The following is a 24,113-nucleotide window of genomic DNA, read 5'->3' on the forward strand; positions in this document are numbered from 1 at the left end:
GTGTGGAGAACAGCGTCCCGCTTACTTGCTCTCGAACATGTCCATGATCTGCTGCTTCTCCTGCTGCGTGACGGGCGGCGGCGCGAGGCCTGCCGCGCCGGCCGAGCCGAGCGCATCGTTCGCGCTGATCGCGTTGTCGGCCGGGTTGATGTCGACGCTCGCGACGAAGCCGTTGCCCGGCGTGCGGTCGGCGTAGTACAGCTCGCCGTCGATCGTCGTCAGGCCGTCCGGCATCGGCATCTGCTGCTCGGGCACGCCGTTCAGCGCGGTGCGCATGTAGTTCACCCAGATCGGCAGTGCGAGCTGCGCGCCGAATTCGCGGCTGCCGAGGCTCTTCGGCTGGTCGAAGCCCATCCATGCGACCGCGACGAGCGACTGCTGGTAGCCGGCGAACCAGCCGTCCTTCGCGTCGTTCGTCGTACCCGTCTTGCCCTGCAGGTCGCTGCGGCCGAGCGCATTGGTGCCCGCGCCCGTGCCGGCCGTCGCGACGGTGTGCAGCAGGCTGTTCATCACGTACGCGTTGCGGCCTTCGATCGTGCGCGGCGCGGTGCCGCCGGCGACCACCGGCTGCGCCTTCTGCAGCGGCTGGCCGCGCGCGTCGTCGACTTCGGCGATCAGGTACGGATCGACCTTGTAGCCGCCGTTCGCGAACACCGCGTAGCCGGTCGCGAGCTGCAGCGGCGTGACGAGCCCCGCCCCCAGCGCCATCGGCAGGTACGGCGGCGTCTTCGCCGGATCGAAGCCGAAGCGCTGCGTCACGTACTGCTGCGCGTACTGCGTGCCGATCGACGCGAGGATGCGGATCGACACGAGGTTCTTCGAACGCTGCAGGCCGGTGCGCATCGTCATCGGGCCGTCCGGCTGGTCGTCGTCCTTCGGCTCCCACGCGGTGCCGCCCGGCACGCTCGGCGGGAAGTACAGCGGCGCGTCGTTGATGATCGTCGCCGGCCCCATCCCCTTGTCGAGCGACGCCGAATAGATGAACGGCTTGAACGACGAACCCGGCTGGCGCCACGCCTGCGTCACGTGGTTGAACTTGCTCTTGTTGAAGTCGAAGCCGCCGACGAGCGAGCGGATCGCACCGTCCTGCGGCGCGATCGCGACGAGCGCGCCTTCGACCTGCGGCAGCTGCACGACCTGCCAGCCCGTCTTGCCGTCCTTCATCACGCGCACGATCGAGCCGGGCTTGATCCGCAGCGTCGCGTTCGCGCGCGGGCTCAGCGCGCCCGCCACGAAGCGCAGCCCGGCCGGGCCGATCGTCGTCGTCGCGCCGCCGACGAACTGCACGTCGACCGCGTTCGGCGACGCCGACAGCACCACGGCCGACTGCAGGTCGCCGTTGTCCGGGTGATCGGCAAGCGCGTCGTCGATCGCCTCGTCGCGTTCGTCGCCGGCCGCCGGCAGGTTGATCGAGCCTTCGGGCCCGCGATAGCCGTGACGGCGCTCGTAATCGAGGATGCCGCGGCGCACGGCCTGGTACGCGGCTTCCTGGTCGGCCGAGTTGATCGTCGTCGTGACGGTCAGCCCGCGCGTGTAGGTTTCGTCCTTGTACTGCTGGTACATCATCTGCCGCACCATCTCGGCGACGTATTCGCCGTGCACCGCGTACTGGTTGCCAGGCGTGCGCACGTGGATCTCTTCCTTCACCGCCTGGTCGTACTGCGGCTGCGTGATGTAGCCGATCTCGAGCATGCGCTTCAGGATGTACTCCTGACGCACCTTCGCGCGCTTCGGATTGACGACCGGGTTGTACGCGGACGGCGCCTTCGGCAGCCCCGCGAGCATCGCGGCTTCGGCGAGCGTGATGTCCTTCAGGTCCTTGCCGAAATACACGCGCGCGGCCGCAGCAAAGCCGTACGAGCGCTGGCCCAGATAGATCTGGTTCATGTACAGCTCGAGGATCTGGTCCTTCGTCAGCGCCTTCTCGATCTTGTACGCGAGCAGCATCTCGTAGATCTTGCGCGTATAGGTCTTCTCGCTCGACAGGAAGAAGTTGCGCGCGACCTGCATCGTGATCGTGCTCGCGCCCTGGCGCGCGCCGCCATGCATCAGGTCGGCCACGCCCGCGCGCAGGATGCCGAGGAAGTCGACGCCGCCGTGTTCGTAGAAGCGGTAGTCCTCGATCGCGAGCACCGCCTTCTTCATCACGTCGGGGATGTCCTGGAAGCGCACGAGGCTGCGGCGCTCCTCGCCGAACTCGCCGATCAGCACGTGATCGGCGGAGAACACGCGCAGCGGCACCTTCGGCTGGTAGTTGGTCAGCGCATCGAGCGACGGCAGTTGCGGCGCCATCACGACGAGCGCGTAGCCGACGATCAGCGCGCCGACGACCGCGAGCGTCGCGATGAGGCCGACGAACCACAGCGCGACGCGCGAGCCGAACGAGCGGCGGCCGCCGCCTCCGCCGCCGCGCTGCTGCGTGCGGCGATCGTCGCCGTGGTCGTCATCGGGGTAATAGGCGCCCGACGGCGAACGGCGCAACGTGTAGTGAGGTTCGTTCCGGTCGGAAGGAGAAGACGGTCGTTTGATAATTGGCATGTCGGAATGGCGGGCAGACGGGGTGCCCTCGGACGCATGCGGAAATGCAAGCGGATGAATCAGAGTGGGTGCATCTGGCAACTGTCACGTCGACAGACCGCGCCGCGCGGCGATCCGTTCCCGCGACGTGACAGCGCATTTTAATGAAATCGACCGGGCGGCTTCGCGATTTTTTGTAAAAATTCCCGCGCGAGCGTGGATGGCCGAACGTATTGGCCGCATGCTCGGCCTAAGATGGACGTGCCCCGCGCGCGGGCGCGGCGTTCCTTTCAGACGCGAAAGGTTCGCATGCGGTACGCGCGCGCCGCTTGAACTCCGGCACTTAAGCCGTATTTAAGGGGCCGGCGGTGTAATATCCGCCAGCTCGCGCGGGTCGGATCCGGTTCGCGACGGGCACTGCCGCCGACGCGGCGCCTTTCAACCACGGAGGATTTCATGTCGCTTTTCGACTCTATTTCGCGCACGATCAAAGGCCTGCTGAACGATGCGGCCGACTCGGTACAGGATCCGTCGCGCGACGCACGGCAGATCGTGCGGGAGCTCGACGACAGCATCGGCCGTGCCGAGAATTCGCTGATCGAGATCGAGGCACAGGTCGCGACCCAGCGCAGCAAGCGCGATGCAGCCGACGACAAGGTGAAGAAGTACGAGGACGGCGCGAAGCGCGCGCTGCAGGCCGGCGACGAAGCGCTCGCGCGCGAGGCGCTCGCCGCGCAGGCGAACGCGGAAGCCGAACGCGATGCGCTCGCGGCCGAGCTCATCACGCTCGAACCGTCGGTCGACAAGCTCAAGGGGCAGATCGCCGACATGCGCCAGCGCCGCAACGACCTGAACGCTCGCTCGAACATCCTGCAGGCGAAACAGGAAATCGCGCAGGCGAAGGACGTCGCGGCAAGCGCATTGGGCGGCATCGGCGGCAAGAATCTGTCCGAGGACTTCCAGAAGCTCGAGGACAAGGTCGCGCTGCAGAATGCGCGTTCGGACGCCCGCCTGAATTCGGCCGACACGTCGAGCGGCAAGGCGCTCGACGACAAGCTCGCCGCGCTGAACAAGGGCCCGTCGGTCGAGGATCGTCTCGCCGCGCTGAAGAAGCAGCTCGACACGCCCGCGCAGTAACGGCCACCGCGCCGCGGCCCGCCGGGCGTGCGGCGCGCACCGATCGTCAGGAGACGGGCGCTCGCGCCCGGTTCGACCATGAAGAAATCTCTCGCCGCACTCGGCTTCTCGCTGATGCTGCTGTCGTCCGCCGCATTTGCGGTCCCGTCGCTGCAGCAAGTCGAGCAGTCGATCGCACAACGCGACTGGCAACGCGCCGACACGCAGCTGTCGCAAGTCATCGACGCTCATCCGAACAACGCGCATGCGCGCTACCTGTACGCACAGGTGCTGGACCGCGAAGGCCGCGCGTCCGACGCGCTCACGCAGCTGCAGAAAGCGAAGTCGCTCGATCCGCAATTGCGGTTCACCGACGCGTCGCGCTTCGCGCAGACCGACGCGCGCATTCGCGCCGATGCCGCGCGCGTCGGCGGCAACGCGCCGGCCGCGACACAGGGCGGTTCATTGCAATCGTCGCTCGCGCCCGCGGTGCCGCCCGCGAAACACGGCCCGTCGACCGGCATGTGGATCGGCCTCGGGCTGATCGTCGCGATCATCGCGCTGGTGCTGCGCTGGACGCTGCGGCGTGCGCGCAAGGCCGACAACGGCCGCGCCGACGACGAACGCCGCGCGCAGTTGAAGCGCGCGACCGACGTGCTGAACGACATCCGTCCGCTGAAACTCGATGCGAAGCTGTCGACGGCGCCCGGCGCCGCGGCGCTCACCGGCGAGCTCGAGGCCGTCGAGAACGACGCGCGTACGCTCGTCGAAACGCTGTCCAGCGGCAAGAATCCGGTGCCGCCCTATCGCGTCGACGAACTCGAACAGCGTCATGCGAGCGTGAAGGCCCGCGTCGAAGGCCGCCCCGATCCGGCCGCGCAGCCCGCGGCGCCGGCGAACGGCAGCGGCTCCGTGTACGCGCAGGAAGCCGATCGCGTGACCGGCGCGCAAGGCCAGCCCTATCAGCAGCAGCCGTACCCGCAGCAACCGTATCCGCCGCAGTATCCGCAACAGCAGCCGCCCGTCGTGATCCAGCAGGGCGGCGGGTTCGGCGGCGGCATGGGCGGACTGCTGACCGGCGTGCTGCTCGGCGAAGCGATGTCCGGCGGCCGCGAGCGCGTGGTCGAACGCGACGTGATCGTCGACGACCAGCGCCGGCGCCAGGAAAACAACGATCCGGGCTTCGATTTCGGCCGCGGCGACGATTCGAACTGGAGCGACGGCAACGGCGGCGGCGGTGTCGACCTCGGCAGCAACGACGACGGCTGGACCGACGACAACAGCTGAGCATCAGGCATGCGGGTGCCCGCGCTATCGTGCCGGCCCCGCTCGCCTTCACCGCGCGCTTCCTTTCATTTCACTCGCGCCGGCCCCTGATTTGTCAATCATTTCAAGATGGACTACCGGCAATGGGGCACGTTCGCTATCATGCGGCACATCGGCGTGCCTCCGATCCCATCCGACCCATCAGACGCTTTTGCAGTCTTGCGCGTCGCGGCACGCCCCCCTCGCCCAACCAGGAGAAAGCCGCTCATGAGCATAATCAAGGAATTCAAGGAGTTCGCCGTCAAAGGCAACGTGATGGATCTCGCCGTCGGCGTGATCATCGGTGGCGCATTCTCGAAGATCGTCGACTCGGTCGTGAAAGACCTCATCATGCCGGTGATCGGCGTGCTGACCGGCGGCCTGGATTTCTCGAACAAGTTCGTTCTGCTCGGCACCATCCCCCCGTCGTTCAAGGGTAATCCCGATTCGTTCAAGGATCTGCAGGCTGCGGGCGTCGCGGCGTTCGGCTACGGCTCGTTCATCACCGTGGCGATCAACTTCGTGATCCTCGCGTTCATCATTTTCCTGATGGTGAAATTCATCAACAAGCTGCGCAAGCCGGAAGAAGCCGCACCGGCCGCGACGCCGGAAGACGTGCTGCTGCTGCGCGAGATCCGCGATTCGCTCAAGCAACGCTGAGCATCGCGCCACGCTGAAGCTGCCGGGCCCGCCATGTGCGGGCCTTTTTCATTTTTCACGGGCACGCATCGTGCGTCGTCGCGAGCGGACCTCTCTCACTTTTTTGTGACGCGCGAATGCACGCGCGGGAAAAGCAGGTCTATGATGGAGACTAAACGACAGTACGGGCGCCAAGACGCTGGCTGTGTCGATCATCGTGGCATGCGGGTCGACGGGAGACATTGATCGTCGTACCGCACGAGTGCAGCATTTTCGTGTGCTATAAAGGATCGACATGCGGCGTACATAGCCGGGAGTGGGTCGCATGAAAGTGCCGCATTTCTTGCAATTGTTTTTGAGGCGAGTGTTTATGTCCTTCCCGAAAAAACGTCGACGTGCGCAACAGGATGGCCAGGAGTCGTTCCTCGCGGTCTTGCGTCATTCGAAACCGTTCGCACAGCTCGACACCAAGATTGCCCGCGCCCGTGCACAGGACGAACCCGTCCTCTATGCGCATGTGCTGCCCGGCCTCGACGTGCTTCTGTGCAGCGTGCGCGGCGCGCAACCGCCCTATCCGGCCATCGCCGAATTGCGCAAGCGCTGCATCGAATCGATCGCCAACGCGCTCGAACAGCCGCTCGACGGCCTCGAGAACGGCGGCTACTGGTACGAAGCGAACGGCTTCGGCTTCCTCGTGTTCGCAAGCCGCGCCCGTGCGCGCATCCTGCCCGAATTTGGTGCAGGCACGAAGGCGAGCCTGCGCGGCGGGCTCGGGCGCCAGAACGCCGGCGACACGACACCGCGCTCCCTCGGCTGACGATACCGACACGAAGGGCCGCCTCCGGGCGGCCCTTCGGCCATTCAGGCTTCCCGTTTCGCCATTGCCGCGCTCACTGCGTCGCGCCGCGCCCGTTGCCGGGCCGCACGATGTCGATGAACGCGGCGAAATCGGCGCCGGCCAGCCCCTGCGCGGCGCCCAGCCGCAACACCTGCTGGACCGTCGCCGACACCGGCATCACCGCGCCGGTGTCGCGCGCCGCATCGGCGATCGCATCGACATCTTTCTGGAACGTCGCGAGCGCGCCGATCGGCGGATGGCCGCCTGACGTCATGCGCGGCACGAAGGTCTGCAGCAGCACCGAATCGGCCCAGCCGCCCGCAAGCGCGTCGGCCAGACGCGCGGCATCGATGCCGCTTGCCTGCGCGAGGCCGACCGCTTCGGCGATCGCGGTCACCGTCGCGGTGACGATCGCCTGGTTGCACAGCTTCGCGGTCTGGCCCGCGCCCGCGTCGCCCATGTGCGTGATGCGCGACGCGTAAGTGTCGATCAGCGGTCGCACCGCGTCGAGGTCGGCCGCACGGCCGCCCGCCATCACCGCGAGCGTGCCGGCCTGCGCACCGGGCACGCCGCCCGACACCGGCGCATCGACCCAGCCCACGTCGAGCGCGGCCGCGCGCGCCGCGTAGTCGCGCGTCGCGGCAGGCGCAATGCTCGAATGATCGACGATGCGCTTCAGCCGCCGCGCGTTCGCATCGCCGGCCAGCAGCCCGTGCTCGCCGAACACGACGTCGCCGACCGCACGGCCGTCGAGCACGCACACGAATACCGTGTCGACGCGCTCGGCCAGTTCGCGCGGCGAGTCGACCACCTGCGCGCCGTCCTGTTCCAGCGCCTCGGCCTTGCCGCGCGTGCGGTTCCATACGCTGACCCGGTGGCCCGCCGCCAGCAAATGCCGAATCATCGGCGCGCCCATCAATCCCGGTCCGCAAAATCCGACTTCCACGATGTTCCTCGTCTCCAATTGGGGTTGCACTTGCCGCCCATCATACCTATCACTCAAGAAGCCGGACATGCGCGGCGCCGCGGCGGGCCCGCGTCTTGCATCGGCCGCACACACCGGACACACACCGACATCCCAGGGAGCGCATCATGAGCGACCACGTCTACAAGCTGATCGAACTGACCGGCTCGTCGCGGCAATCGTGCGACGACGCCATCCGCAACGCGATCTCGAAAGCCGGCAAGACGCTGCACAACCTGCACTGGTTCCAGGTGACCGAAACGCGCGGCCACATCGAAGGCGACCAGGTGATCCACTGGCAGGTCACGCTGAAAGTCGGCATGCGCATCGACGACTGACGCGCCGCGCGTCACGCGCGGCGCCCTGACCGCCGGATGCGCGCAACGCGCCTCCGCGCGGCGCCGCGTCCGCCTCTCTCACCCCGTCCGGACCGTCGTGCAGGCCCGGCCGGCGGGCATCTGCGGGTATCCATCTCTTGACGCTGGCTCAGGTTCATATTAAAAACGATATATTCCCCCGCCCCCTCGATCAGCCCGGACATATAAAACGGAGATATCATGAGTCAGCAACGCGAGGCGATCGACACGTACCTCTTGCGCGTCTTGCACACCTTGTTGATGGAGCGCAGCGTCACGCGCGCGGCCGTCAAACTGAACCAGTCGCAACCGGCGATCAGCGCCGCGCTGCGGCGCCTGCGCGACATCACCGGCGACCCGCTGCTCGTGCGCGGCAAGTCCGGCATGGTTCCGACCGAATACGGGCTGCGCCTGCTCGAGCCCGTGCAGAACGCGCTGCGCGAAATCGAGCGCATCAAGTTTCAGCAGCACAATTTCGACCCGGCCACGTCGATCCGCTGCTACCGGATCGGCTGCCCCGATTACCTGAACGTGCTGTTCGTGCCGACGGTCGTCGAACGCTTCCGCCAGGCCGCGCCGAATGCGACGCTCGAGTTCCACTCGCTCGGCCCCGCATTCGACTACGAGCTCGCGCTGGAAGACGGCAAGCTCGACATCGTCGTCGGCAACTGGCCCGAGCCGCCCGAGCAGCTGCACCTGTCGAACCTGTTCGTCGACGAAATCGTCTGCCTGATGAGCAACACGCACCCGTTCGCAAAGCGCGGCGGGCTCACGCTCGACCAGTACCTGAACGCGCCGCATCTCGCGCCGACGCCGTACTCGGTCGGCCAGCGCGGCGCGATCGACGTGCATCTCGCGCGCGAACGGCTCAAGCGCCACGTGGTCGTCACGCTGCCGTACTTCAACCTCGCACCGTACGTGCTCGTGAAGTCCGACCTGATCTTCACGACGACACGCCTGTTCGCCGATCATTACGCGAAGTTCCTGCCGCTGTCGGTCGTGCCGGCGCCGCTCGACTTCCCGCCGATGCAGTACTACCAGCTGTGGCACGAACGCTGCCACTACTCCGACGAAGTGCGCTGGTTGCGCGGCCTCGTCGCCGAAGCGACGCGCACGCTGATCGAGCCGTAAGCGCAGACGGCGCGCACCGCGCGCAGGCCGCGCCGGTCGATGCCGGTCGCGCCGTCGCGCGGTGGCCCGCTGCGTTGCGCGGGTGACGGCCGCAACGGCCGCGCCGCCGTGCACCCGCCGTGCACCCGCCGTGCACCCGCCGTGCACCCGCCGTGCACCCGCCGTGCTCCCGCCGGCACCCGCCGGCACCCGCTGCGCGCCGGCCCCGCCGGCGCGTCAGTGCGACGCTTCCACGAGCGCCTGCGCGAGCACGTTGTGGCGCTCGATGACGGGCGGCAGATCGAGCGTCGCGAGGCGCCCTTCCCGCACCACCACCTTCCCGTTCACCACCGTGTACGCCGTCTGCGATGGCGCGCAGAACACGAGCGCCGCGACCGGATCGTGCAGCGCACCCGCGAACAGCGGCTGGCGCAGGTCGAACGCCGCGAAATCCGCGGCCATGCCGGGCTTCAGCGCGCCGATGTCGTCGCGGTTCAGCACCTTCGCGCCGCCGAGCGTCGCGATCTCGAGCGCCTCGCGCGCGGTCATCGCGTCGGGCCCGAAGCCGACCCGCTGCAGCAGCAGCGCCTGCCGCACTTCCGCGACCATCTGCGCGCCGTCGTTCGATGCGGAGCCGTCGACGCCCAAGCCGACCGGCACGCCGGCAAGCCGCATCTTCTTCACCGGCGCGATGCCGGAGGCGAGCCGCATGTTCGAGCACGGACAGTGCGCGACGCCGGTGCCGGTGCGCGCGAACAGACCGATGCCCGCATCGTCGAGCTGCACGCAGTGCGCGTGCCACACGTCGTGGCCGACCCAGCCCAGATCTTCCGCATATTCGGCGGGCGTCATCCCGAACTTCTCGCGGCTGTACGCGATGTCGTTGACGTTCTCCGCCAGGTGCGTGTGCAACGACACGCCGTAGTCGCGCGCGAGCACGGCCGCGTCGCGCATCAGCCCGCGGCTCACCGAGAACGGCGAGCACGGCGCGACGACGACCCGCAGCATCGCGTAGCGGCCTTCGTCGTGATAGGTCTCGATCAGACGCTGCGCGTCGCGCAGGATGTCGGGCTCGCGCTCGACGACCGAATCGGGCGGCAGTCCGCCGTCGCGCTGGCCGACGCTCATCGCGCCGCGGCTCGCGTGAAAGCGCATGCCGATGCGCTGCGCGGCGCCGATGCTGTCGTCGAGCCGGCTGCCGTTCGGATAGATGTACAGATGATCGCTCGACGTCGTGCAGCCCGACTGCAGCAGCTCGGCCATCGCGGTCAGCGTCGACACCTCGATCATCTCGGGCGTCAGATGCGCCCAGATCCGGTACAGGTTCGTGAGCCAGCCGAACAGCTCGGCGTTCTGCGCGGCCGGCACCGCGCGCGTGAGGCTCTGGTACATGTGGTGGTGCGTGTTCACGAGCCCCGGAATCACGAGGTGACCGCGCAGGTCGAGCACTTCGTCCGCCGTCTCGGGCAGCTCGGCGCTCGGGCCGACCGCGACGATCCGGTTGTCTTCGATGTAGAGCCCCGCGTCGCGCAGTTCGCGGCGCGTGTCGTCCATGGTCACGAGCACGTCGGCGTGCTTGACCAGCAGGGTTTTCGGGCGGGATGAGGATGGGTGCGGCGCGCGTGCGCCGGCGTGCTGCTCGAGGTTCATGCGTTCTCCGCGTCGTTCTGCCCCCGGGAGCCGCTCCCGGAGGCCGTCACAAAGCCGTTCGAACGCTGATTCGCGGCACGCCCCGGTGCCTGCGTCCGTTCGAACGCGCTGGCCCGGTTACCCGGCGTGAATGCCGTCTTCGGGGTACGCGCGGGCTCCAGCCCGACGCGCACGGCGGCAGCATCGCCCAAGCGCGCGCCGCGCACAATGCGCGATCCGGAATACCGTGCTTCACGGATTCGATATGTTACGCCGCACGCCGCCCCGCCGGCCGCGGCAACCGGCGGCAATCCGCGGCAGTCCGCGTCGGCAAGCGCGTGCGGGCCGGCCGTCGACAGCCGTTCATGCGCGGCGCATTATCTTTGATATCGCGCCCGTATTTGCGCGGGGAACCTTTTTACAATGCCTGCACGGCGCTCGCTTCAATCTCGCCGACGGGTATGTAGCCACGTGACGTGGAGCCTCGATCCGCCGCACAGTCAATGGATCGAGCTGCCGCCGAACCTCGCATTCACACAAGGACAACTGCGAATGGGAAAGCTCACTACCCACGTACTCGATACGGCACACGGTCGCCCCGGCGCTGCCATCAAGGTGGACCTCTACGCGCTGGACGGCGAATCGCGCCGCGCGATCAAGACCGTGCTGACCAATAGCGACGGCCGCTGCGACGAACCGCTGCTCGAAGGCGCGGCACTCGCCGCCGGCGAATACGAACTCGTGTTCCATGCCGGCGACTACTTCGCGTCGCTCGGCGTGAAGGTGCCCGAACCGCGCTTCGTCGACCGCGTCGTACTGCGCTTCGGCATCGCCGACACCGCATCGCACTACCACGTGCCGCTGCTCGTGTCGCCGTGGTCGTACAGCACGTATCGCGGCAGCTGACACACGCATCGGCGCCCGCATCAAAGACAACGAATTGAGTCTGGAGGAGTTTCATGGAAGGCTTCATCACCGACTGGCTGAACCTCGCGCTGCGATGGCTGCACGTCATCGTCGCCATTGCGTGGATCGGCGAGTCCTTCTATTTCGTCGCACTGGACAACAGCCTGAAACCGCCGACCGACGCGAACCAGCGCAAGCGCGGCGTGTTCGGCGAACTGTGGCACGTGCATGGCGGCGGTTTCTACAACATGCAGAAGTACACGGTCGCCCCGCCGGAAATGCCGGATGACCTGCACTGGTCGAAGTGGCCGTCGTACACGACGTGGCTGTCGGGCTTCTCGCTGTTCTTCGTGCTGTACCTGCTCGCACCGAACACGTACCTGATCGACAAGAGCGTGCTCGACATGGGCCCGGTCGTCGCCGTCGCGTCCGCACTCGGCTTCCTCGCAGCCGGCTGGATCGTCTACGACTCGCTGTGCCGCATCCTCGGCACCAATGATCGCGTGCTCGGCATCTGCGTCGGCGTCTACGTCGTGATCGCCGCGTACCTTGCATGCCACATCTTCGCGGGCCGTGCGGCGTACCTGATCGTCGGCGCGATGCTCGCGACGATCATGTCGGCGAACGTGTTCTTCGTGATCATCCCCGGCCAGCGCAAGATGGTCGACAAGATGCTCAAGGGCGAAGAGCCGAACCCGATCTACGGCAAGCGCGGCAAGCAGCGTTCGGTGCACAACACGTACTTCACGCTGCCGGTCGTGTTCGCGATGCTGTCGAACCACTATGCGATGACGTACACGAACAAGTTCAACTGGGTCGTGCTCGTGCTGATCATGCTGGCCGGCGCGCTGATCCGCCAGTTCTTCGTGATGCGTCACCGCGGCCAGCAGCTGTGGTACCTGCCGATCGGCGGCGTCGCGCTGCTGTCGGGCGCACTGGTGTGGACGATGCCGAAGCCGGTCGCACCGGAAGCGCAGGCCGCGAACGCACCGAAGATCGTGATCAACGACATCATGCCGATCCTGCAGCAGCGCTGCGTCGAGTGCCACTCGGCGAAGCCGACGCTGATGGGCAGCGCGCCCGCCGGCGTGATGTTCGATACGCCGGACGAAGTGTCGAAGAACGCGCAGCGCATCTACGAACAGGCCGTGCGCCTGAAGGCGATGCCGATCGGCAACGTCACGCACATGACCGACGACGAGCGCGTGAAGCTCGCCGCCTGGTTCGAGGGTGGCGCGAACAAGTAAGCCGCCTCGCGCCGGCCGTTGCTTGCCGGCGCAATCCTCTCCGTTCGCGGGCCCGGGTCAAACCGGGCCCGTTTTTTTTGCGTGCACCGGATGCGTATCGCCCGTTAGCCGCGCAATGCGTCGCGCTGCAGCGCGACGAGCGCATCGAGCGCGCGCGGGCCGTCGTCGGCCGGCACGAAGATGTGGTCGTGATACGCCGCGGCCATCACGTTGCAGCTGATGCCCGCGTCGCCCAGCGCCCGCGCGAATGCGGCCGTCAGCCCGACCGCCGCGAGATCCGAATGCACGGTCAGCGTGATCCAGGCGGCCCGGAACAACACGGGCCAGCCGCGACGCTGCGCCGTCTCCTCGTCGACCACGACCGTCATGCCCTCCGCCTCGCGGAACGTCGCGATCGTTTCCGACAACGATATGTCTGCATCGCCGGGCAGCGCGACGAATGCGAAGACGCCGCGATGCAGTTCGGGCCGCATCGTGCGCAGCAGGATCGTGAGGTCGCTTTCAGGTGTGTTCATTGGAGAAGGCGTCAGGGACCGGACGGCAGGCGTGACAATGCGGGCACGATAGCACGCAGGCGACGCCGCGACTCGCCGGCGGCGTCATGCGCGCGTCGGCGTACGCACGATCCTGCATCTCGCGTTCCGCGACGGCGAAGCGCTCGTCCGGCCGGCGGCCGCCATGCTTGCCGGTGTGCGGGGCGACGCTACCAAACGCGTCGAGCAGCGCCGGCGCAGCGCCGCGTTCGCGAGCCAGCACGGCGCGCTCCGGCCGCTGCGCATTGACTGCGCGGGCAGCATCGCACGTCACGCATGAACAGGAACCGCTCACCGCACCGGGATCCGCGCGGCAGACATAAAAAAACCCGCGCGAATCGCGCGGGTTTCGTCAGCGGAACGGTACCGCTGAAATCCGGCTCAGGCCGTCACTGCATCGAGTGCATCCTCGGTGAGCCACAGCGATTCCGGCAGGTCCTGTTCGTTCAGGTTCAGGCCGTCGCCGCCGCGATCGACGACGATGAAGTCGCTGACGCCGCCCAGCGCGATCAGCGGGTGATGCCACACGCCCTTCGCGTAGTTGACGCCCTGCCACCCGCTCGTCACGAACGCGCGGATCTTCGACGGATCGAGATCGCCGGCCGGCGCGACGACGACGAGATACGGCTGCTCGTTCAGCGGCACGAACGCCTGGCTGCCGAGCGGATGGCGCTCGAGCATCTTCACCTCGAACGGCAGCGTGCGCGGCTGGCCGCGGAACAGGTTCACCAGCGTGCGGCCGTTTTCATCCGTCACGTCGACCTTGGCGAGATCGTGGAAGCGGATCGTCGTACCAAGGTTGATCGGAATCTGCTTCGCACCTTCGGTCTCGATCACGTCGCCGAACGGCGCGAACGCTTCCTTGGTCAGCGGTTCGATGGCAAGCGTCTTCATTTGTCGAGCGTCCCCCACAGGCGCAGCCGCGACACGCCGCCGTCCGGAATGATGTTCAGGCGCACGTGGGTCACCGGGCCCAGCGATGCGATCTCCTGTTCGAAGTAATGCTGCTTGTCCATCTGCAGCTTCTGTTCGCCGAGCAGCGCCGGCCAGAACATCGATTGCGTGATCAGCGAGCTGTCGGTGCCGCCGGACACGTACGCAGCCTGGATCGAACAGCGGTCCGGATAGTTGCCCTTGAAGAACGCGGTATCGACTTCGATCCGGCGGATCACGCCCGGCTGCGCGAGCGCGATGATCGCCCAGTCGTTGCCCGGTTCGCGGCGGCGGCGGGTTTCCCAGCCGTCGCCCATGTTCACGCCGCGGCCCGGCAGCAGCAGGTTCGACGCGACGCCGAAGTGCTGGTTGTTCGCGGCCACCACGTAGCCGCCGTTTTCCATCGCCGCGAGATCGAACTGTTCGGTCGCGCTCGCGCCGGCCCAGTCGAGCTGAGGCTGACCGTACACGCGCAGACGCGCGATGCCGCCGTCCGGGTAGATGTTCACGCGCAGATGCGTGAACGCACGCGCATCGCCCGCTTCCACGTAGTGATGGCTGTTGCCCTGCAGCGTCGTCGACGGCACGATCTCGACCCATTCGGTCGCATGCGTCGGTGCGCCGTCGGCCACGAACGCGGCCTCGATCGACGCGGCCGGCGGGAAGTTGCCGGTGAAGTGGCTCGTGTCGATGTCGAAGCCCTTGATCACGCCCGGCCGCGCGAGCTTGACGATGCACCAGTCATAGCCCGTCGTGCGCTTGCGGCGCGTCTCCCAGCCGTCCATCCACTTGCCGTGATCGTCGTACTTGCCGGGGATGAACACCGCCGGCTCGGGGTTCAGCATCCGTTCCTTCGGCGCGAAGAAGTCGTCGCTGGCCTCGAGCGCCTGCGCGCCGAGACGCGGGTCGGCAAGGTTCACGTAGCGCCGCGTGAATTCGGGGGCGTCGGGATCGAGAAGCGGAACAGCCATGATGTTTCCTTGTTTCAGTGATGCGATCGGGCCGCTGCGACGCAGCAGGCCGGGTTGCGGTGTCAGGCGTCGATCAGATCGTCGAGGCGAAAGCGTGCGATCCGGTAGATCTGGTCGAGGCTCGCGCGCAGCTCCTCGGCGCGCGAATGGTTCACGCGCGACTCGAAGTTCGCGATGATGCCGTGCCGGTCATAGCCGCGCACCGCGAGGATGAACGGGAAGCCGAACTTCTCGCGATACGTGCGGTTCAGCGTCAGCAGCTTGTCGAACTCTTCCTGCGTGCACTGGTCGAGCCCCGCGCCGCTCTGCTCGCGCGTCGACTCGGCCGTCAGCTCGCCGCGCACCGCGGCCTTGCCGGCCAGCTCCGGGTGAGCGTTGATCAGTGCGAGCTGGCGCGCCTCGCCGCCCGTTTCCACCGCGTCCGACATCGTCTCGTGCAGCGCATCGATGCTCGCGAACGGCCGCTTGCCGGCGGCGACCTCGGCCACCCACGGCGAATGTTCGAAGATCCCCGACAGCGCCGCGACGAATGCGCTCGGCGCCATCGTGTTCAGTTGCTCCAACGTGTAACGCATCGCCTTCATGCTTTCCCTTCGTTTCGATGATTGGGCTGATACGGATGATGTTCGCGCCAATGCCGCGCGATATCGACACGGCGCGTCACCCATACGCGATCGTGCTTCTCGATGTGATCGAGGAAACGCTGCAGCCCGCGGAAACGCCCCGGCCGGCCCAGCAGTCGGCAGTGCATGCCGATCGACAGCATCTTCGGCGCTTCGTCGCCCTCCGCATACAGCACGTCGAACGCATCGCGCAGGTAGTCGAAGAAGTGGTCGCCGGTGTTGAAGCCCTGCGGCGTCGCGAAGCGCATGTCGTTCGTGTCGAGCGTGTACGGCACGATCAGCTGCGGCGTCGTGCCGCCGCCGGACACCTGGACGTCCATCCAGAACGGCAGGTCGTCGCCGTAGTTGTCGGAGTCGTACAGGAAGCCGCCGTATTCGGCGACGAGACGATGCGTGTTCGGGCTGTCGCGGCCCGTGTACCAGCCGAGCGGACGCTCGCCCGTCACGCGCTCGATCGCCTCCATCCCGAGCCGCATGTGCTCGGCCTCGAGCTCGGGCGTCATGCTCTGGTAGTGAATCCAGCGCCAGCCGTGGCACGCGATCTCGTGGCCGAGTTCGACGAACGCACGCGCAAGCTCCGGATGACGCTCGATCGCCATGCCGACACCGAACACGGTCAGCGGCAGCCCGCGCTTCTCGAACTCGCGCAGGATGCGCCACACGCCGGCACGCGACCCGTATTCGTAGATCGACTCCATGCTCATGTGGCGGTCCGGATACGCGGCCGCGCCGACGATTTCGGACAGGAACTGCTCGGAACCCGGATCGCCGTGCAGCACGCAGTTCTCGCCGCCCTCTTCGTAATTCAGCACGAATTGCACGGCGACGCGGGCGCGCCCGGGCCAGTTTGCCTGCACGGGATGGCGGCCGTAGCCGATCAGGTCGCGAGGATAGTTGGGATCGAGTGACATGGGTTCGAAGTGCGGCGAAAGCTTGCTGAAATAATGGGTTCGCATCGACCCGCGCGGGTGCCGGAGGCCGGCCGCACGGGCCGATGCGATGACGGCCCAGTGTAGCGAAAAGGCTCATACGCGCCCATACAGCGGCGCAGATAGTGCGGGTCAGACGGAGTGTATGTGCGGCTGCGGCAAATGCGGGACCGGTTCCGGCGCGGCGTGCCCGCTGCGCGGGGCGGCGGCCGGCGCGGCGGCCGCCGCGTCGTCCGGCGGGCTGAAGCGCGCGAATTCGCCGTCATAGCGCTTCGGCAGCGGCCGCGCATAATCGCCGCGCTTCGCGGTCGCGAGGCGCAGCGACACGAGCGCCTCGGCCCACTTCACGGCTGCGGTGACGCCTTCGACCACCGGCGCGCCGATCTGCTGCTCGATCTCGTGCGCGAATTCGGCCATCCCCGCGCAGCCGAGCACGATCGCGTCGGCACCGTCCTCGTCGAGCGCGCGCCGGCATTCGTCGACGATGATCCGCCGCGCGGCCGAACCGGGCCGGTCGAGCTCGAGCACCGCGACGTCGGTCGCGCGCACGTTGCGGCAGAACCGCTTCATCCCGTAGCGTTCGGCGAGATGCCACGCCATCCCGCAGGTGCGCGCGAGCGTCGTCACCACCGAGAAACCCGGCGCGAGCACGCTCGCCGCATGCATCGCCGCCTCGGCGATCCCGAGCACCGGCCCGCGCGCGACCTCGCGCGCCGCATACAGGCCGGGATCGCCGAAGCACGCGATCACGTACGCGTCGAAGCCGTCGCGCTCGCCCTGCGCGATCTCGGCGAGGAGCCCGGGCGTCGCGAGCGCCTCGTCGTAATAGCCTTCGATCGACGGCGGCCCCATCGGCGGGCTCACCGCGACGATCGCCGTGCCGGCAGCCGCGACTTCGCGCGCGCAGCGGCCCATCGCATCGGTCATCCGCTGCGTCGTATTCGGATTGATCAGCTTGATCTTCATCGCGCACTCCTCAAGCCTTCGTGCTGACGAGCAGCCGGTAGAACGCGAAACCCAGCCCCGCGCCGATGAACCACGAGAAATTCGCGGCCGCCTGCCAGCCCGGCACCATCACGCAGATCACGGCGATCACCGCGGCCGGCAGCAGCGCGGCGAGCGCGCGGCGGTTCACGCCGCCCGTGTACCAGTAGGTGCCGCTCTCCGACATCGTGTACAGGTCGTCGCGCACGAGCCGGCCGCGCTTCACGAGATAGAAGTCGGCGATCAGCACGCCGTACAGCGGGCCGATGAACGCGCCGAGCACGTCGAGCGTGTAGTGGATCACCGCCGGGTTGTTGAAGAGGTTCCACGGCGTGATGAAGATCGACGCGACGGCCGCGAGCATCCCGCCCGCGCGCCAGCTGATCAGCCGCGGCGCGACGTTCGAGAAATCGAACGCGGGCGACACGAAGTTCGCGACGATGTTGATCCCGATCGTCGCGATCGTGAAGGTCAGCGCGCCGAGGATCACCGCGGTCGGATGGTCGATGCGCCCGACCGTCTCGACGGGATCGGTGATCAGTTCGCCGAACACCGGCAGCGTCGCGGCCGTGGTGATCACCGTGACGAGCGAGAACGCGAGGAAGTTGACCGGCAGCCCCCAGAAGTTGCCGCGCTTCACGTCGCCGAACGAACGGCAGTAGCGCGAGAAGTCGCCGAAATTCAGCATCGGCCCGGAGAAGTACGACACGACGAGCGACACGGCCGTGATCATCACCGGAATCACTTGCGCACCGTGATACTTGACGCCGCCGAGGTTGATGCCGATGTTGCGCCAGCCCGCACGCCACACCATGTAGCCTGCCAGGATGAACATCACGACGTACACGGCCGGACCAGCAAAGTCGATGAACTTCTTGATCGTCTCCATCCCGTTCCAGAACACGAACGCCTGCAGCACCCAGAGCAGCATGAAGCCGGCCCAGCCGACCGCCGACAGCCCGAGGAAGCCGTAGCGATGGACGTCCGCGTACGGCAGCCACTGCGGAAAGAACTTCAGCACGACGATCACGAGCGCGCTGGATGCGAGATAGGTCTGGATGCCGTACCACGCGATCGCGATCAGCCCGCGGATCACGGCCGGCACGTTCGCGCCGAGCACGCCGAACGTCGCGCGGCACGCGACCGGATACGGCACGCCGATCTGCTGGCTCGGCCGCGCGATCAGGTTGCACAGCCGGTTCACGATCGTGATGCCGACGATCAGCGCGATCAGCACCTGCCAGCTCGTCAGCCCGAGCGCGAACAGGCTGCCCGCGAACACGTAACCGCCGACGCTGTGCACGTCCGACATCCAGAACGCGAAGATGTTGTACGAACCCCACGTCTGATTCTTTAGGGGTGCCAAATCTTCGTTATACAAACGTCGACTGTAACCATCCGGCAACGTCGAACCGCCGCCCTCGCCGCCTTCTTCCGCCGGGTAGGCGCTGTCGTGCGCCACACTGAACTGAGCCATGACTTCTCCTTGATGCGGCCATGCAGCCGCTCCACCGTCATCGATATCGCTCCGGATCGTCGCCCGGAGTCGGACTGGCGGCCGGCGGCGCGAACCGCCGGCCTGCATTGCTCTTGTCGTGTGGCGCGCGGCCCGGTTCGCGTCGCCGCTCAGGCGCCGCCGAACACTTCGCGCAAATCGACCTGCCCTTGCGCGGGCCGGTCCAGCATCTTCAGTTCGACGTGCTGCAGGTGGTGCGCCATCAGCGCCGCCGCCCGCTTCGCGTCCCCCGCTTCCAGCGCGGCCAGGATCTCGTCGTGGTCGTCGAACGAGCACGGGCTGCGGCCGTGCGATTCGTACAGCGCCGACATCAGCGTCGAGCGTGCGACGAGCCCGTCGAGGCACTCGCAGAGCGTCGCATTGCCCACCAGCGCGGCAAGCGCCGTATGGAATTCGCCCGACAGGCGGATCCACGCCGCGAAATCGTGCCGCTCGAACGCGCGGCGTTCCTTGTCGATCAGCGCCGCGACGCCCTTCAGCCGCTTCGCGCCCGGCCCCGTCGCGAGCCGCTCGACGACGGCCAGCTCGATGATCCGGCGCATCTCGAACACCTCGTGCACGTCCTGCAGCGTCGGGCTCGCGACGAACGCGCCGCGGTTCGGCTCGAGATCGACCAGCTTGTCGGCCGCGAGCTGCGCGAGCGCCTGGCGGATCGTCCCGCGCTTCACGCCGAATACGTCGCAAAGCTGCGCCTCGGTCAGCTTCGCGCCGGGCGCGAGCCGGTGCTCGAGGATCGCGGTGCGGATCCGCTCGGCGATCGCTTCGGGGCCGGCACCGCCGGGCGGATGGGAATCGGGCGCGTTCATGGTGTGCATCGTGTGATGGTCCTCATCCTAGGACGGACATAAAGATTGTCAACAATTCTTTTCGAGAAGTGCGCACAATCGGCGTGCATTCCGTGGTGCCGGATCGGTGCGCGATGCGCAAAATCCAGGCACGGCAAGCCTTCCGAGCTTGACCATGGCGGCTTACGGTGTATACCCGCCCGTCCGTTTTGTTGACAAAAATGGTGCACGACGCGCGATAAAGTCGATCGAAGGCGTCGAGAATGTTCGACCGTTAGTTGCACGCTTACTTAAAGAAAAAGGCGGGGAGATCCCCGCCTTTCGATGGTACGCGCCAACCCGGTTCAGCCGAGATGCGGATAGTCGGACAGCGTCAGTCGGAAGCCGTGCGCGTTCGCGACGAGCTGCGCGTGCGCGCCGAACGGCAGCGTCAACAGATCGGGCACGTGACCGAACTGCAGCCCGGTGACGACCGGGATCCCGATTACCGAGCGCACCTGGTCGATCATCGCCTGCATGTCGTAGCCGTTGTCGTATTCGAACGGCCGCGCGCCGGTGAACTGGCCGAGCACGAGCGCCTGCTGCCGCGCGAGCAGCCCCGACAGGTGCAGCTGGTAAATCATCCGTTCGATCCGGAACGGCTGCTCGTTCACGTCCTCGATGAACAGGATGCCGCCGTCGATGTCCGGCATGTACGGCGTGCCGACCAGCGACGTGAGGATCGCGAGGTTGCCGCCCCACAGCGTGCCCGTCACGTTGACAGTCTGCACCTGCGGCGCTTCGGCGACGATCGTCGTGGTCGGCTGCGCCAGCGTCTGCCAGAAATGCTGCATCGTGAAGTCGCTAGGCGTCTCCGCGCCGAAGTCGGCCGACAACATCGGTCCGCCGAAGGTCTTGATGCGCGCCTTCGCGTACAGCGCGAGCTGGATCGCGGTGAAATCGCTGTGCCCGACCAGCGCGATCGGCCGGTCGCGCAGGCGGCGCTCGAGCCCGCGATAGTCGAGGCCGTGCAGGATGCGCGCGGCGCCGTAGCCGCCGCGCACTGCGAGCGCGATGTCCGGCAGCGGGCGTTCCGGGTCCGCCAGACGGTTCAGGTCGCCGGCGCGCTCGCCGTCGGTGCCGCCGAAACGCTGGAAGCGCCGCTGCGTCGCCTCGAGATTCTCGATGCGATGCTGCGCGCCGCTCAGGCGCTCGAGCGCGCGATTGATCGCGTCGGGATCGTGCGGATAACCGGACGGCGCCAGCAGGCGGATGGTGTAGGACGCGGCGGGCTGGAAGGACATGGCGGAAAGTATCGGGTTCGTCAAACCTGCTTAGAGGGACTGAACCGTTTCCGGTTCATCGAAGCGCACGGCCGCGCCTCGCTCGGGGCAACGGCCGCGGCCGAGACGATCATGCCGCGCCGGGTTCGGCGTCGCGGGCGAGCCGCGCTTCCCGCAGCGCGCGGCGGCGCTCCGCGAAGAACGACTTCAGCGCGGCGCCGCATTCGTCGGCGAGCACGCCACCGGCCACTTCGGTATGGTGATTGAGCTGCGGATTCGCGAACGCGTCGATCACGCTGCCGCAGGCGCCCGTTTTCGGGTCGGCGGCACCGTAGACGACGCGCGCGATCCGGGCGTGCATGATCGCGCCCGCGCACATCAGGCACGGCTCGAGCGTTACGTACAGCTCGCAGCCGGGCATCCGGTAGTTCTGCAGATGCTGTGCGGCCATGCGCAGCGCGGCCATTTCCGCGTGGGCCGACGGATCGTGGCCGCCGATCGGGTGGTTGAAGCCGCGCGCGATCACTTCGTCGCCGCGCACGAGCACCGCGCCGACCGGCACTTCGCCGGCCGCCCGCGCCTCTTCCGCGGCGGCCTGCGCGAGGCGCATGAAATGCACGTCGCGCGCCGACACCGGCGCAGCTTCGGGAACGGGAGAATCGGAAGGCGCCGCGGCGTTCGCTGCCGCGTCGTGCAGCGCGTCGGCGCTCACATCGGCCCCGCTTCGGCGGGCGCGTCGTCGAGCCCGCGCTCGCACAGACGTTCCGCGATGCGCCGGCAATAGTCGCGCGGCATCACCATCGGGCCGCCGCGCAGCGATTCGAGCGCCATGTCGAGCGCGAGGATCTTCGCCTGCAGCCGGCAGCGCGCGGCCCGGTCGCTGACCGCCTGCAGTTCGTCCTGCAGGTTGCGCAGCGCGCGCAGTTGCTCGACGGCCGGCGGCACGAAGCCTGCATTCTTCAGGATACGGTTGGCCACCCGCACCTCCTCGGGTACGAGCAGGTCGTCATCCAGCGCCTGCGGCGCGCCGGTACCCGGCAAATCGTCGAACTCGCCCCGCGCGGCGGCGGCGGCGATACGTTGTTCGACCAGTGCGTCAAGCAATCTCATCAGTCAATCGGAACAAATGCGGCAGGCGAATTCTAGCAGGGTGACGTGCGTATGACAGGCCCTTCGAAGGTATGCTCGACATTGCGTTTTTTAGGGGCCGAATCGGCGCGCATGCGTGACGATCGCCGCGACTTGCCGCTGTGCTGCGCCGCAGCAGGCTCCGCGCGGATTTGACGCCGTTCGGCGCCGTCCGGGCGGCCGACGTCCGGCGCCATTTTTTTATTTTGATCCGGCACGAACCGCCGGCCCCGCCACTCGTCGAAATCGCCGGAATCGCCGAATTCACCGTTTCGCGGCTGTCCCGTCACGCGGCAACCGCGTGCGGGCGCTCGCGCGGGAACGGCCGGAACATCATCGCGACGACGAAGGCGCCGACGCCGATCGCGAACGATCCGACGTACAGCCAGCCGTAGCTGCCCAGCGCATCGACGATCAGGCCGCCGGCGACCGGCCCCGCCGCCATCCCGAGGCTGCCGGCCGTCGCGCAGCCGCCGATCACGGTGCCCATCATCCGCAGCGGGAAATTCTCGCGCGCGAGCACCGCGTAGAGCGGCATCACGCCCGCATAGATGAAGCCGAACAGCACCGCGACCGCGTAGAACCCGTCGAGCGTGCGCACGAAGTAGTAGCCGAGCGCGCCGAACGCCTGCGCGAGCAGCCCGGCCACCAGCATGCGCTTCGCGCCGAGACGGTCGCCCAGCAGCCCGAACGCGATGCGCCCGCCCATGCCGGCCAGCCCTTCGACGCTGTAGATCGACACCGCGGCAATCAGCGGAATGCCGCAGGTCACCGCATAGCTGACCGTATGAAAGATGGGGCCGGAGTGCGTCGCGCAGCAGAAGAAGTTGGTGAGCAGCAGCACGATGAACTGCGGCGAGCGCAGTGCGGCGCGGACCGACAGCGGCGCGGCCGCCGCACCGCCCGCGAGTGCCGGTTCGGCGTGCGGCCCCGGGTGAGCCGCGTCCAGCGCGGGCGCGCGCCGCACGAGCAGCGCTGCCGGGATCATCACGAGCGCCGCCAGCGCGGCGATCAGCAGCATCGACGTGCGCCAGCCGTGGGACGACACGAGCCATGCGGCGAGCGGCGACATCGTCATCGGCGCCATTCCCATGCCGGCCGACACCAGCGACACCGCGAGGCTGCGGTGCGTGTCGAACCAGCCGGTCACGCACGCCATCATCGGCGCGAATATCGCGGCCGTCGCGCTGCCGACGGCCAGCCCGAACAGCAACTGGAACGCGAGCAGCGACGGCGCGCGGCTCGCGAGCGCGAGGCTCGCCGACAGCAGCACGGCCCCCGTCACGACCACCGCGCGCGTGCCGATGCGGTCCGACAGGCTGCCCCAGCCGATGCTCGCGAACGCCATCGCGATGAAGCCGAGCGTCATCGCGGTGGAAATGCCGGTCATCGACCAGCCGGTGTCGCGTGCAATGGCGCGCAGGAACACGGGCAGCGAAAACATCGCGCCGATCGCGATACAGCCCATCAGGCCGCCCGCGGCGACGATCACCCAGCGGTAGCGGGAATCATGCATCTGGCATCTCCTTTCTCTCGGTCGGACAGGAATCGACGACGAACCGCGCCGCGTTCGCGCGTTGCGTCGCACAGCGCCGTCGATACCTCGATACCGATACGACGAACGACGCACCGGAAAATCGACACGCGCGGCCCGCGCTGACGCGAAAATCCCGTTGTCGGCCGGTCCGGGCGGCCGACAACGGGCAGATCGACACCCGCCGGCCGCCGCCCCGCTTTTCCGGAATCGGAAAGTCGAAAGCAGAAATAGTTGGTTTGGGCGCGCGGGCCCGCTCACTACACTCGAGTCCTCTTGTCATAACAA

At 67.5% G+C, this 24,113-nt stretch carries 25 protein-coding genes; 8 read left to right on the plus strand and 17 right to left on the minus strand.

What is annotated here, in order from left to right; all coding sequences use genetic code 11:
- Positions 1-21: 21 nt before the first annotated feature.
- A complete protein-coding gene (locus tag Q3A80_RS00795) occupies positions 22-2,538 on the minus strand; it encodes a penicillin-binding protein 1A (RefSeq protein ID WP_446327241.1) in 2,517 nt (838 codons plus the stop codon).
- Positions 2,539-2,973: 435 nt separating this feature from the next.
- Between Q3A80_RS00795 and Q3A80_RS00800 the strand changes: the two genes are divergently transcribed.
- The 4 genes from Q3A80_RS00800 to Q3A80_RS00815 all read left to right on the plus strand — a co-directional run bounded on the left by Q3A80_RS00800 (position 2,974) and on the right by Q3A80_RS00815 (position 6,394).
- Positions 2,974-3,654, plus strand: coding sequence for a PspA/IM30 family protein (locus tag Q3A80_RS00800; RefSeq protein WP_446327242.1), 681 nt, complete (start codon positions 2,974-2,976; stop codon positions 3,652-3,654).
- Between the two features lie 78 nt (positions 3,655-3,732).
- Positions 3,733-4,920, plus strand: a complete 1,188-nt coding sequence (locus Q3A80_RS00805; protein WP_446327243.1) for a tetratricopeptide repeat protein — start codon at positions 3,733-3,735, stop codon at positions 4,918-4,920.
- A 246-nt stretch (positions 4,921-5,166) separates the two neighbouring features.
- Complete coding sequence (gene mscL, locus Q3A80_RS00810) at positions 5,167-5,598, plus strand: large conductance mechanosensitive channel protein MscL (RefSeq protein ID WP_446327244.1); 432 nt, start codon at positions 5,167-5,169, stop codon at positions 5,596-5,598.
- Positions 5,599-5,947: 349 nt separating this feature from the next.
- Entirely contained in the window at positions 5,948-6,394 is a 447-nt protein-coding gene (locus Q3A80_RS00815; protein ID WP_027784713.1) for a hypothetical protein, read from the plus strand.
- Positions 6,395-6,467: 73 nt separating this feature from the next.
- On the opposite strand, the gene Q3A80_RS00820 is transcribed toward Q3A80_RS00815, so the two are convergent.
- Positions 6,468-7,361: an NAD(P)-dependent oxidoreductase gene (locus Q3A80_RS00820; RefSeq protein WP_446327245.1), complete on the minus strand. Its 894-nt coding sequence runs from the start codon at positions 7,359-7,361 to the stop codon at positions 6,468-6,470.
- 146 nt (positions 7,362-7,507) lie between these two features.
- On the opposite strand from Q3A80_RS00820, the gene Q3A80_RS00825 reads away from it, so the two are divergent.
- Positions 7,508-7,717: a dodecin gene (locus Q3A80_RS00825; RefSeq protein ID WP_006755984.1), complete on the plus strand. Its 210-nt coding sequence runs from the start codon at positions 7,508-7,510 to the stop codon at positions 7,715-7,717.
- 219 nt (positions 7,718-7,936) lie between these two features.
- Entirely contained in the window at positions 7,937-8,866 is a 930-nt protein-coding gene (locus tag Q3A80_RS00830; RefSeq protein WP_006402708.1) for a LysR substrate-binding domain-containing protein, read from the plus strand.
- Positions 8,867-9,082: 216 nt separating this feature from the next.
- Here Q3A80_RS00830 and Q3A80_RS00835 read toward each other — a convergent pair whose 3' ends face one another.
- Positions 9,083-10,495, minus strand: a complete 1,413-nt coding sequence (locus tag Q3A80_RS00835) for an 8-oxoguanine deaminase (protein ID WP_446327246.1) — start codon at positions 10,493-10,495, stop codon at positions 9,083-9,085.
- 531 nt (positions 10,496-11,026) lie between these two features.
- On the opposite strand from Q3A80_RS00835, the gene uraH reads away from it, so the two are divergent.
- The gene (gene uraH / locus Q3A80_RS00840; RefSeq protein ID WP_011657188.1) at positions 11,027-11,380 is read left to right on the plus strand and encodes a hydroxyisourate hydrolase; all 354 of its coding nucleotides are present in this window, start codon (positions 11,027-11,029) and stop codon (positions 11,378-11,380) included.
- Positions 11,381-11,433: 53 nt separating this feature from the next.
- A complete protein-coding gene (locus Q3A80_RS00845; RefSeq protein ID WP_446327247.1) occupies positions 11,434-12,627 on the plus strand; it encodes a urate hydroxylase PuuD in 1,194 nt (397 codons plus the stop codon).
- 104 nt (positions 12,628-12,731) lie between these two features.
- Here the strand turns inward: Q3A80_RS00845 and Q3A80_RS00850 are convergent, their stop codons facing one another.
- From Q3A80_RS00850 to Q3A80_RS00915, 14 genes are all read right to left on the minus strand, one after another.
- Positions 12,732-13,142: an ACT domain-containing protein gene (locus tag Q3A80_RS00850; RefSeq protein WP_446327248.1), complete on the minus strand. Its 411-nt coding sequence runs from the start codon at positions 13,140-13,142 to the stop codon at positions 12,732-12,734.
- A complete protein-coding gene (locus tag Q3A80_RS00855; RefSeq protein WP_446327249.1) occupies positions 13,129-13,383 on the minus strand; it encodes a hypothetical protein in 255 nt (84 codons plus the stop codon). Before Q3A80_RS00855 ends, Q3A80_RS00850 begins: the two co-directional genes overlap by 14 nt.
- A 158-nt stretch (positions 13,384-13,541) precedes the next feature.
- Positions 13,542-14,054, minus strand: coding sequence for an ureidoglycolate lyase (locus Q3A80_RS00860; protein ID WP_446327250.1), 513 nt, complete (start codon positions 14,052-14,054; stop codon positions 13,542-13,544).
- Positions 14,051-15,064 carry an allantoicase gene (gene alc, locus Q3A80_RS00865; RefSeq protein ID WP_446327251.1) on the minus strand — a complete coding sequence of 338 codons (1,014 nt, stop codon included), beginning with the start codon at positions 15,062-15,064 and terminating at the stop codon, positions 14,051-14,053. Before alc ends, Q3A80_RS00860 begins: the two co-directional genes overlap by 4 nt.
- 62 nt (positions 15,065-15,126) lie before the next feature.
- On the minus strand, positions 15,127-15,648 hold the full coding sequence (uraD, locus tag Q3A80_RS00870; RefSeq protein ID WP_446327252.1) for a 2-oxo-4-hydroxy-4-carboxy-5-ureidoimidazoline decarboxylase: 522 nt from the start codon (positions 15,646-15,648) through the stop codon (positions 15,127-15,129).
- On the minus strand, positions 15,645-16,598 hold the full coding sequence (gene puuE / locus Q3A80_RS00875; protein ID WP_446327253.1) for an allantoinase PuuE: 954 nt from the start codon (positions 16,596-16,598) through the stop codon (positions 15,645-15,647). The genes uraD and puuE overlap by 4 nt, the downstream gene beginning before the upstream one ends.
- Positions 16,599-16,748: 150 nt before the next feature.
- Positions 16,749-17,582, minus strand: coding sequence for an aspartate/glutamate racemase family protein (locus tag Q3A80_RS00880; RefSeq protein WP_446327254.1), 834 nt, complete (start codon positions 17,580-17,582; stop codon positions 16,749-16,751).
- Between the two features lie 10 nt (positions 17,583-17,592).
- A complete protein-coding gene (locus Q3A80_RS00885; protein WP_446327255.1) occupies positions 17,593-19,077 on the minus strand; it encodes an NCS1 family nucleobase:cation symporter-1 in 1,485 nt (494 codons plus the stop codon).
- Between the two features lie 149 nt (positions 19,078-19,226).
- Entirely contained in the window at positions 19,227-19,931 is a 705-nt protein-coding gene (locus Q3A80_RS00890) for a GntR family transcriptional regulator (RefSeq protein WP_446327256.1), read from the minus strand.
- 314 nt (positions 19,932-20,245) lie between these two features.
- Positions 20,246-21,184: a muramoyltetrapeptide carboxypeptidase gene (ldcA, locus tag Q3A80_RS00895; protein ID WP_446327257.1), complete on the minus strand. Its 939-nt coding sequence runs from the start codon at positions 21,182-21,184 to the stop codon at positions 20,246-20,248.
- A 109-nt stretch (positions 21,185-21,293) separates the two neighbouring features.
- A complete protein-coding gene (tadA, locus tag Q3A80_RS00900; RefSeq protein ID WP_446327258.1) occupies positions 21,294-21,875 on the minus strand; it encodes a tRNA adenosine(34) deaminase TadA in 582 nt (193 codons plus the stop codon).
- The gene (locus Q3A80_RS00905; protein ID WP_044843744.1) at positions 21,872-22,273 is read right to left on the minus strand and encodes a DnaJ family domain-containing protein; all 402 of its coding nucleotides are present in this window, start codon (positions 22,271-22,273) and stop codon (positions 21,872-21,874) included. Before Q3A80_RS00905 ends, tadA begins: the two co-directional genes overlap by 4 nt.
- A gap of 32 nt (positions 22,274-22,305) precedes the next feature.
- Complete coding sequence (locus tag Q3A80_RS00910) at positions 22,306-22,581, minus strand: hypothetical protein (protein ID WP_446327259.1); 276 nt, start codon at positions 22,579-22,581, stop codon at positions 22,306-22,308.
- The gene (locus Q3A80_RS00915) at positions 22,578-23,807 is read right to left on the minus strand and encodes an MFS transporter (protein ID WP_446327260.1); all 1,230 of its coding nucleotides are present in this window, start codon (positions 23,805-23,807) and stop codon (positions 22,578-22,580) included. Before Q3A80_RS00915 ends, Q3A80_RS00910 begins: the two co-directional genes overlap by 4 nt.
- Positions 23,808-24,113: the final 306 nt, after the last annotated feature.

This window comes from Burkholderia sp. SR8, assembly GCF_052851275.1.

Bases quoted from the DNA above. Each gene is read 5' to 3' on its own strand.
- Q3A80_RS00795 (WP_446327241.1), bottom strand. From the start codon at position 2,538: ATGCCAATTATCAAACGACCGTCTTCTCCTTCCGACCGGAACGAACCT.
- Q3A80_RS00800 (WP_446327242.1), top strand. From the start codon at position 2,974: ATGTCGCTTTTCGACTCTATTTCGCGCACGATCAAAGGCCTGCTGAAC.
- Q3A80_RS00805 (WP_446327243.1), top strand. From the start codon at position 3,733: ATGAAGAAATCTCTCGCCGCACTCGGCTTCTCGCTGATGCTGCTGTCG.
- mscL (WP_446327244.1), top strand. From the start codon at position 5,167: ATGAGCATAATCAAGGAATTCAAGGAGTTCGCCGTCAAAGGCAACGTG.
- Q3A80_RS00815 (WP_027784713.1), top strand. From the start codon at position 5,948: ATGTCCTTCCCGAAAAAACGTCGACGTGCGCAACAGGATGGCCAGGAG.
- Q3A80_RS00825 (WP_006755984.1), top strand. From the start codon at position 7,508: ATGAGCGACCACGTCTACAAGCTGATCGAACTGACCGGCTCGTCGCGG.
- Q3A80_RS00830 (WP_006402708.1), top strand. From the start codon at position 7,937: ATGAGTCAGCAACGCGAGGCGATCGACACGTACCTCTTGCGCGTCTTG.
- Q3A80_RS00835 (WP_446327246.1), bottom strand. From the start codon at position 10,495: ATGAACCTCGAGCAGCACGCCGGCGCACGCGCGCCGCACCCATCCTCA.
- uraH (WP_011657188.1), top strand. From the start codon at position 11,027: ATGGGAAAGCTCACTACCCACGTACTCGATACGGCACACGGTCGCCCC.
- Q3A80_RS00845 (WP_446327247.1), top strand. From the start codon at position 11,434: ATGGAAGGCTTCATCACCGACTGGCTGAACCTCGCGCTGCGATGGCTG.
- Q3A80_RS00850 (WP_446327248.1), bottom strand. From the start codon at position 13,142: ATGAACACACCTGAAAGCGACCTCACGATCCTGCTGCGCACGATGCGG.
- Q3A80_RS00860 (WP_446327250.1), bottom strand. From the start codon at position 14,054: ATGAAGACGCTTGCCATCGAACCGCTGACCAAGGAAGCGTTCGCGCCG.
- alc (WP_446327251.1), bottom strand. From the start codon at position 15,064: ATGGCTGTTCCGCTTCTCGATCCCGACGCCCCCGAATTCACGCGGCGC.
- uraD (WP_446327252.1), bottom strand. From the start codon at position 15,648: ATGAAGGCGATGCGTTACACGTTGGAGCAACTGAACACGATGGCGCCG.
- puuE (WP_446327253.1), bottom strand. From the start codon at position 16,598: ATGTCACTCGATCCCAACTATCCTCGCGACCTGATCGGCTACGGCCGC.
- Q3A80_RS00880 (WP_446327254.1), bottom strand. From the start codon at position 17,582: ATGAAGATCAAGCTGATCAATCCGAATACGACGCAGCGGATGACCGAT.
- Q3A80_RS00885 (WP_446327255.1), bottom strand. From the start codon at position 19,077: ATGGCTCAGTTCAGTGTGGCGCACGACAGCGCCTACCCGGCGGAAGAA.
- Q3A80_RS00890 (WP_446327256.1), bottom strand. From the start codon at position 19,931: ATGCACACCATGAACGCGCCCGATTCCCATCCGCCCGGCGGTGCCGGC.
- ldcA (WP_446327257.1), bottom strand. From the start codon at position 21,184: ATGTCCTTCCAGCCCGCCGCGTCCTACACCATCCGCCTGCTGGCGCCG.
- Q3A80_RS00905 (WP_044843744.1), bottom strand. From the start codon at position 22,273: ATGAGATTGCTTGACGCACTGGTCGAACAACGTATCGCCGCCGCCGCC.
- Q3A80_RS00915 (WP_446327260.1), bottom strand. From the start codon at position 23,807: ATGCATGATTCCCGCTACCGCTGGGTGATCGTCGCCGCGGGCGGCCTG.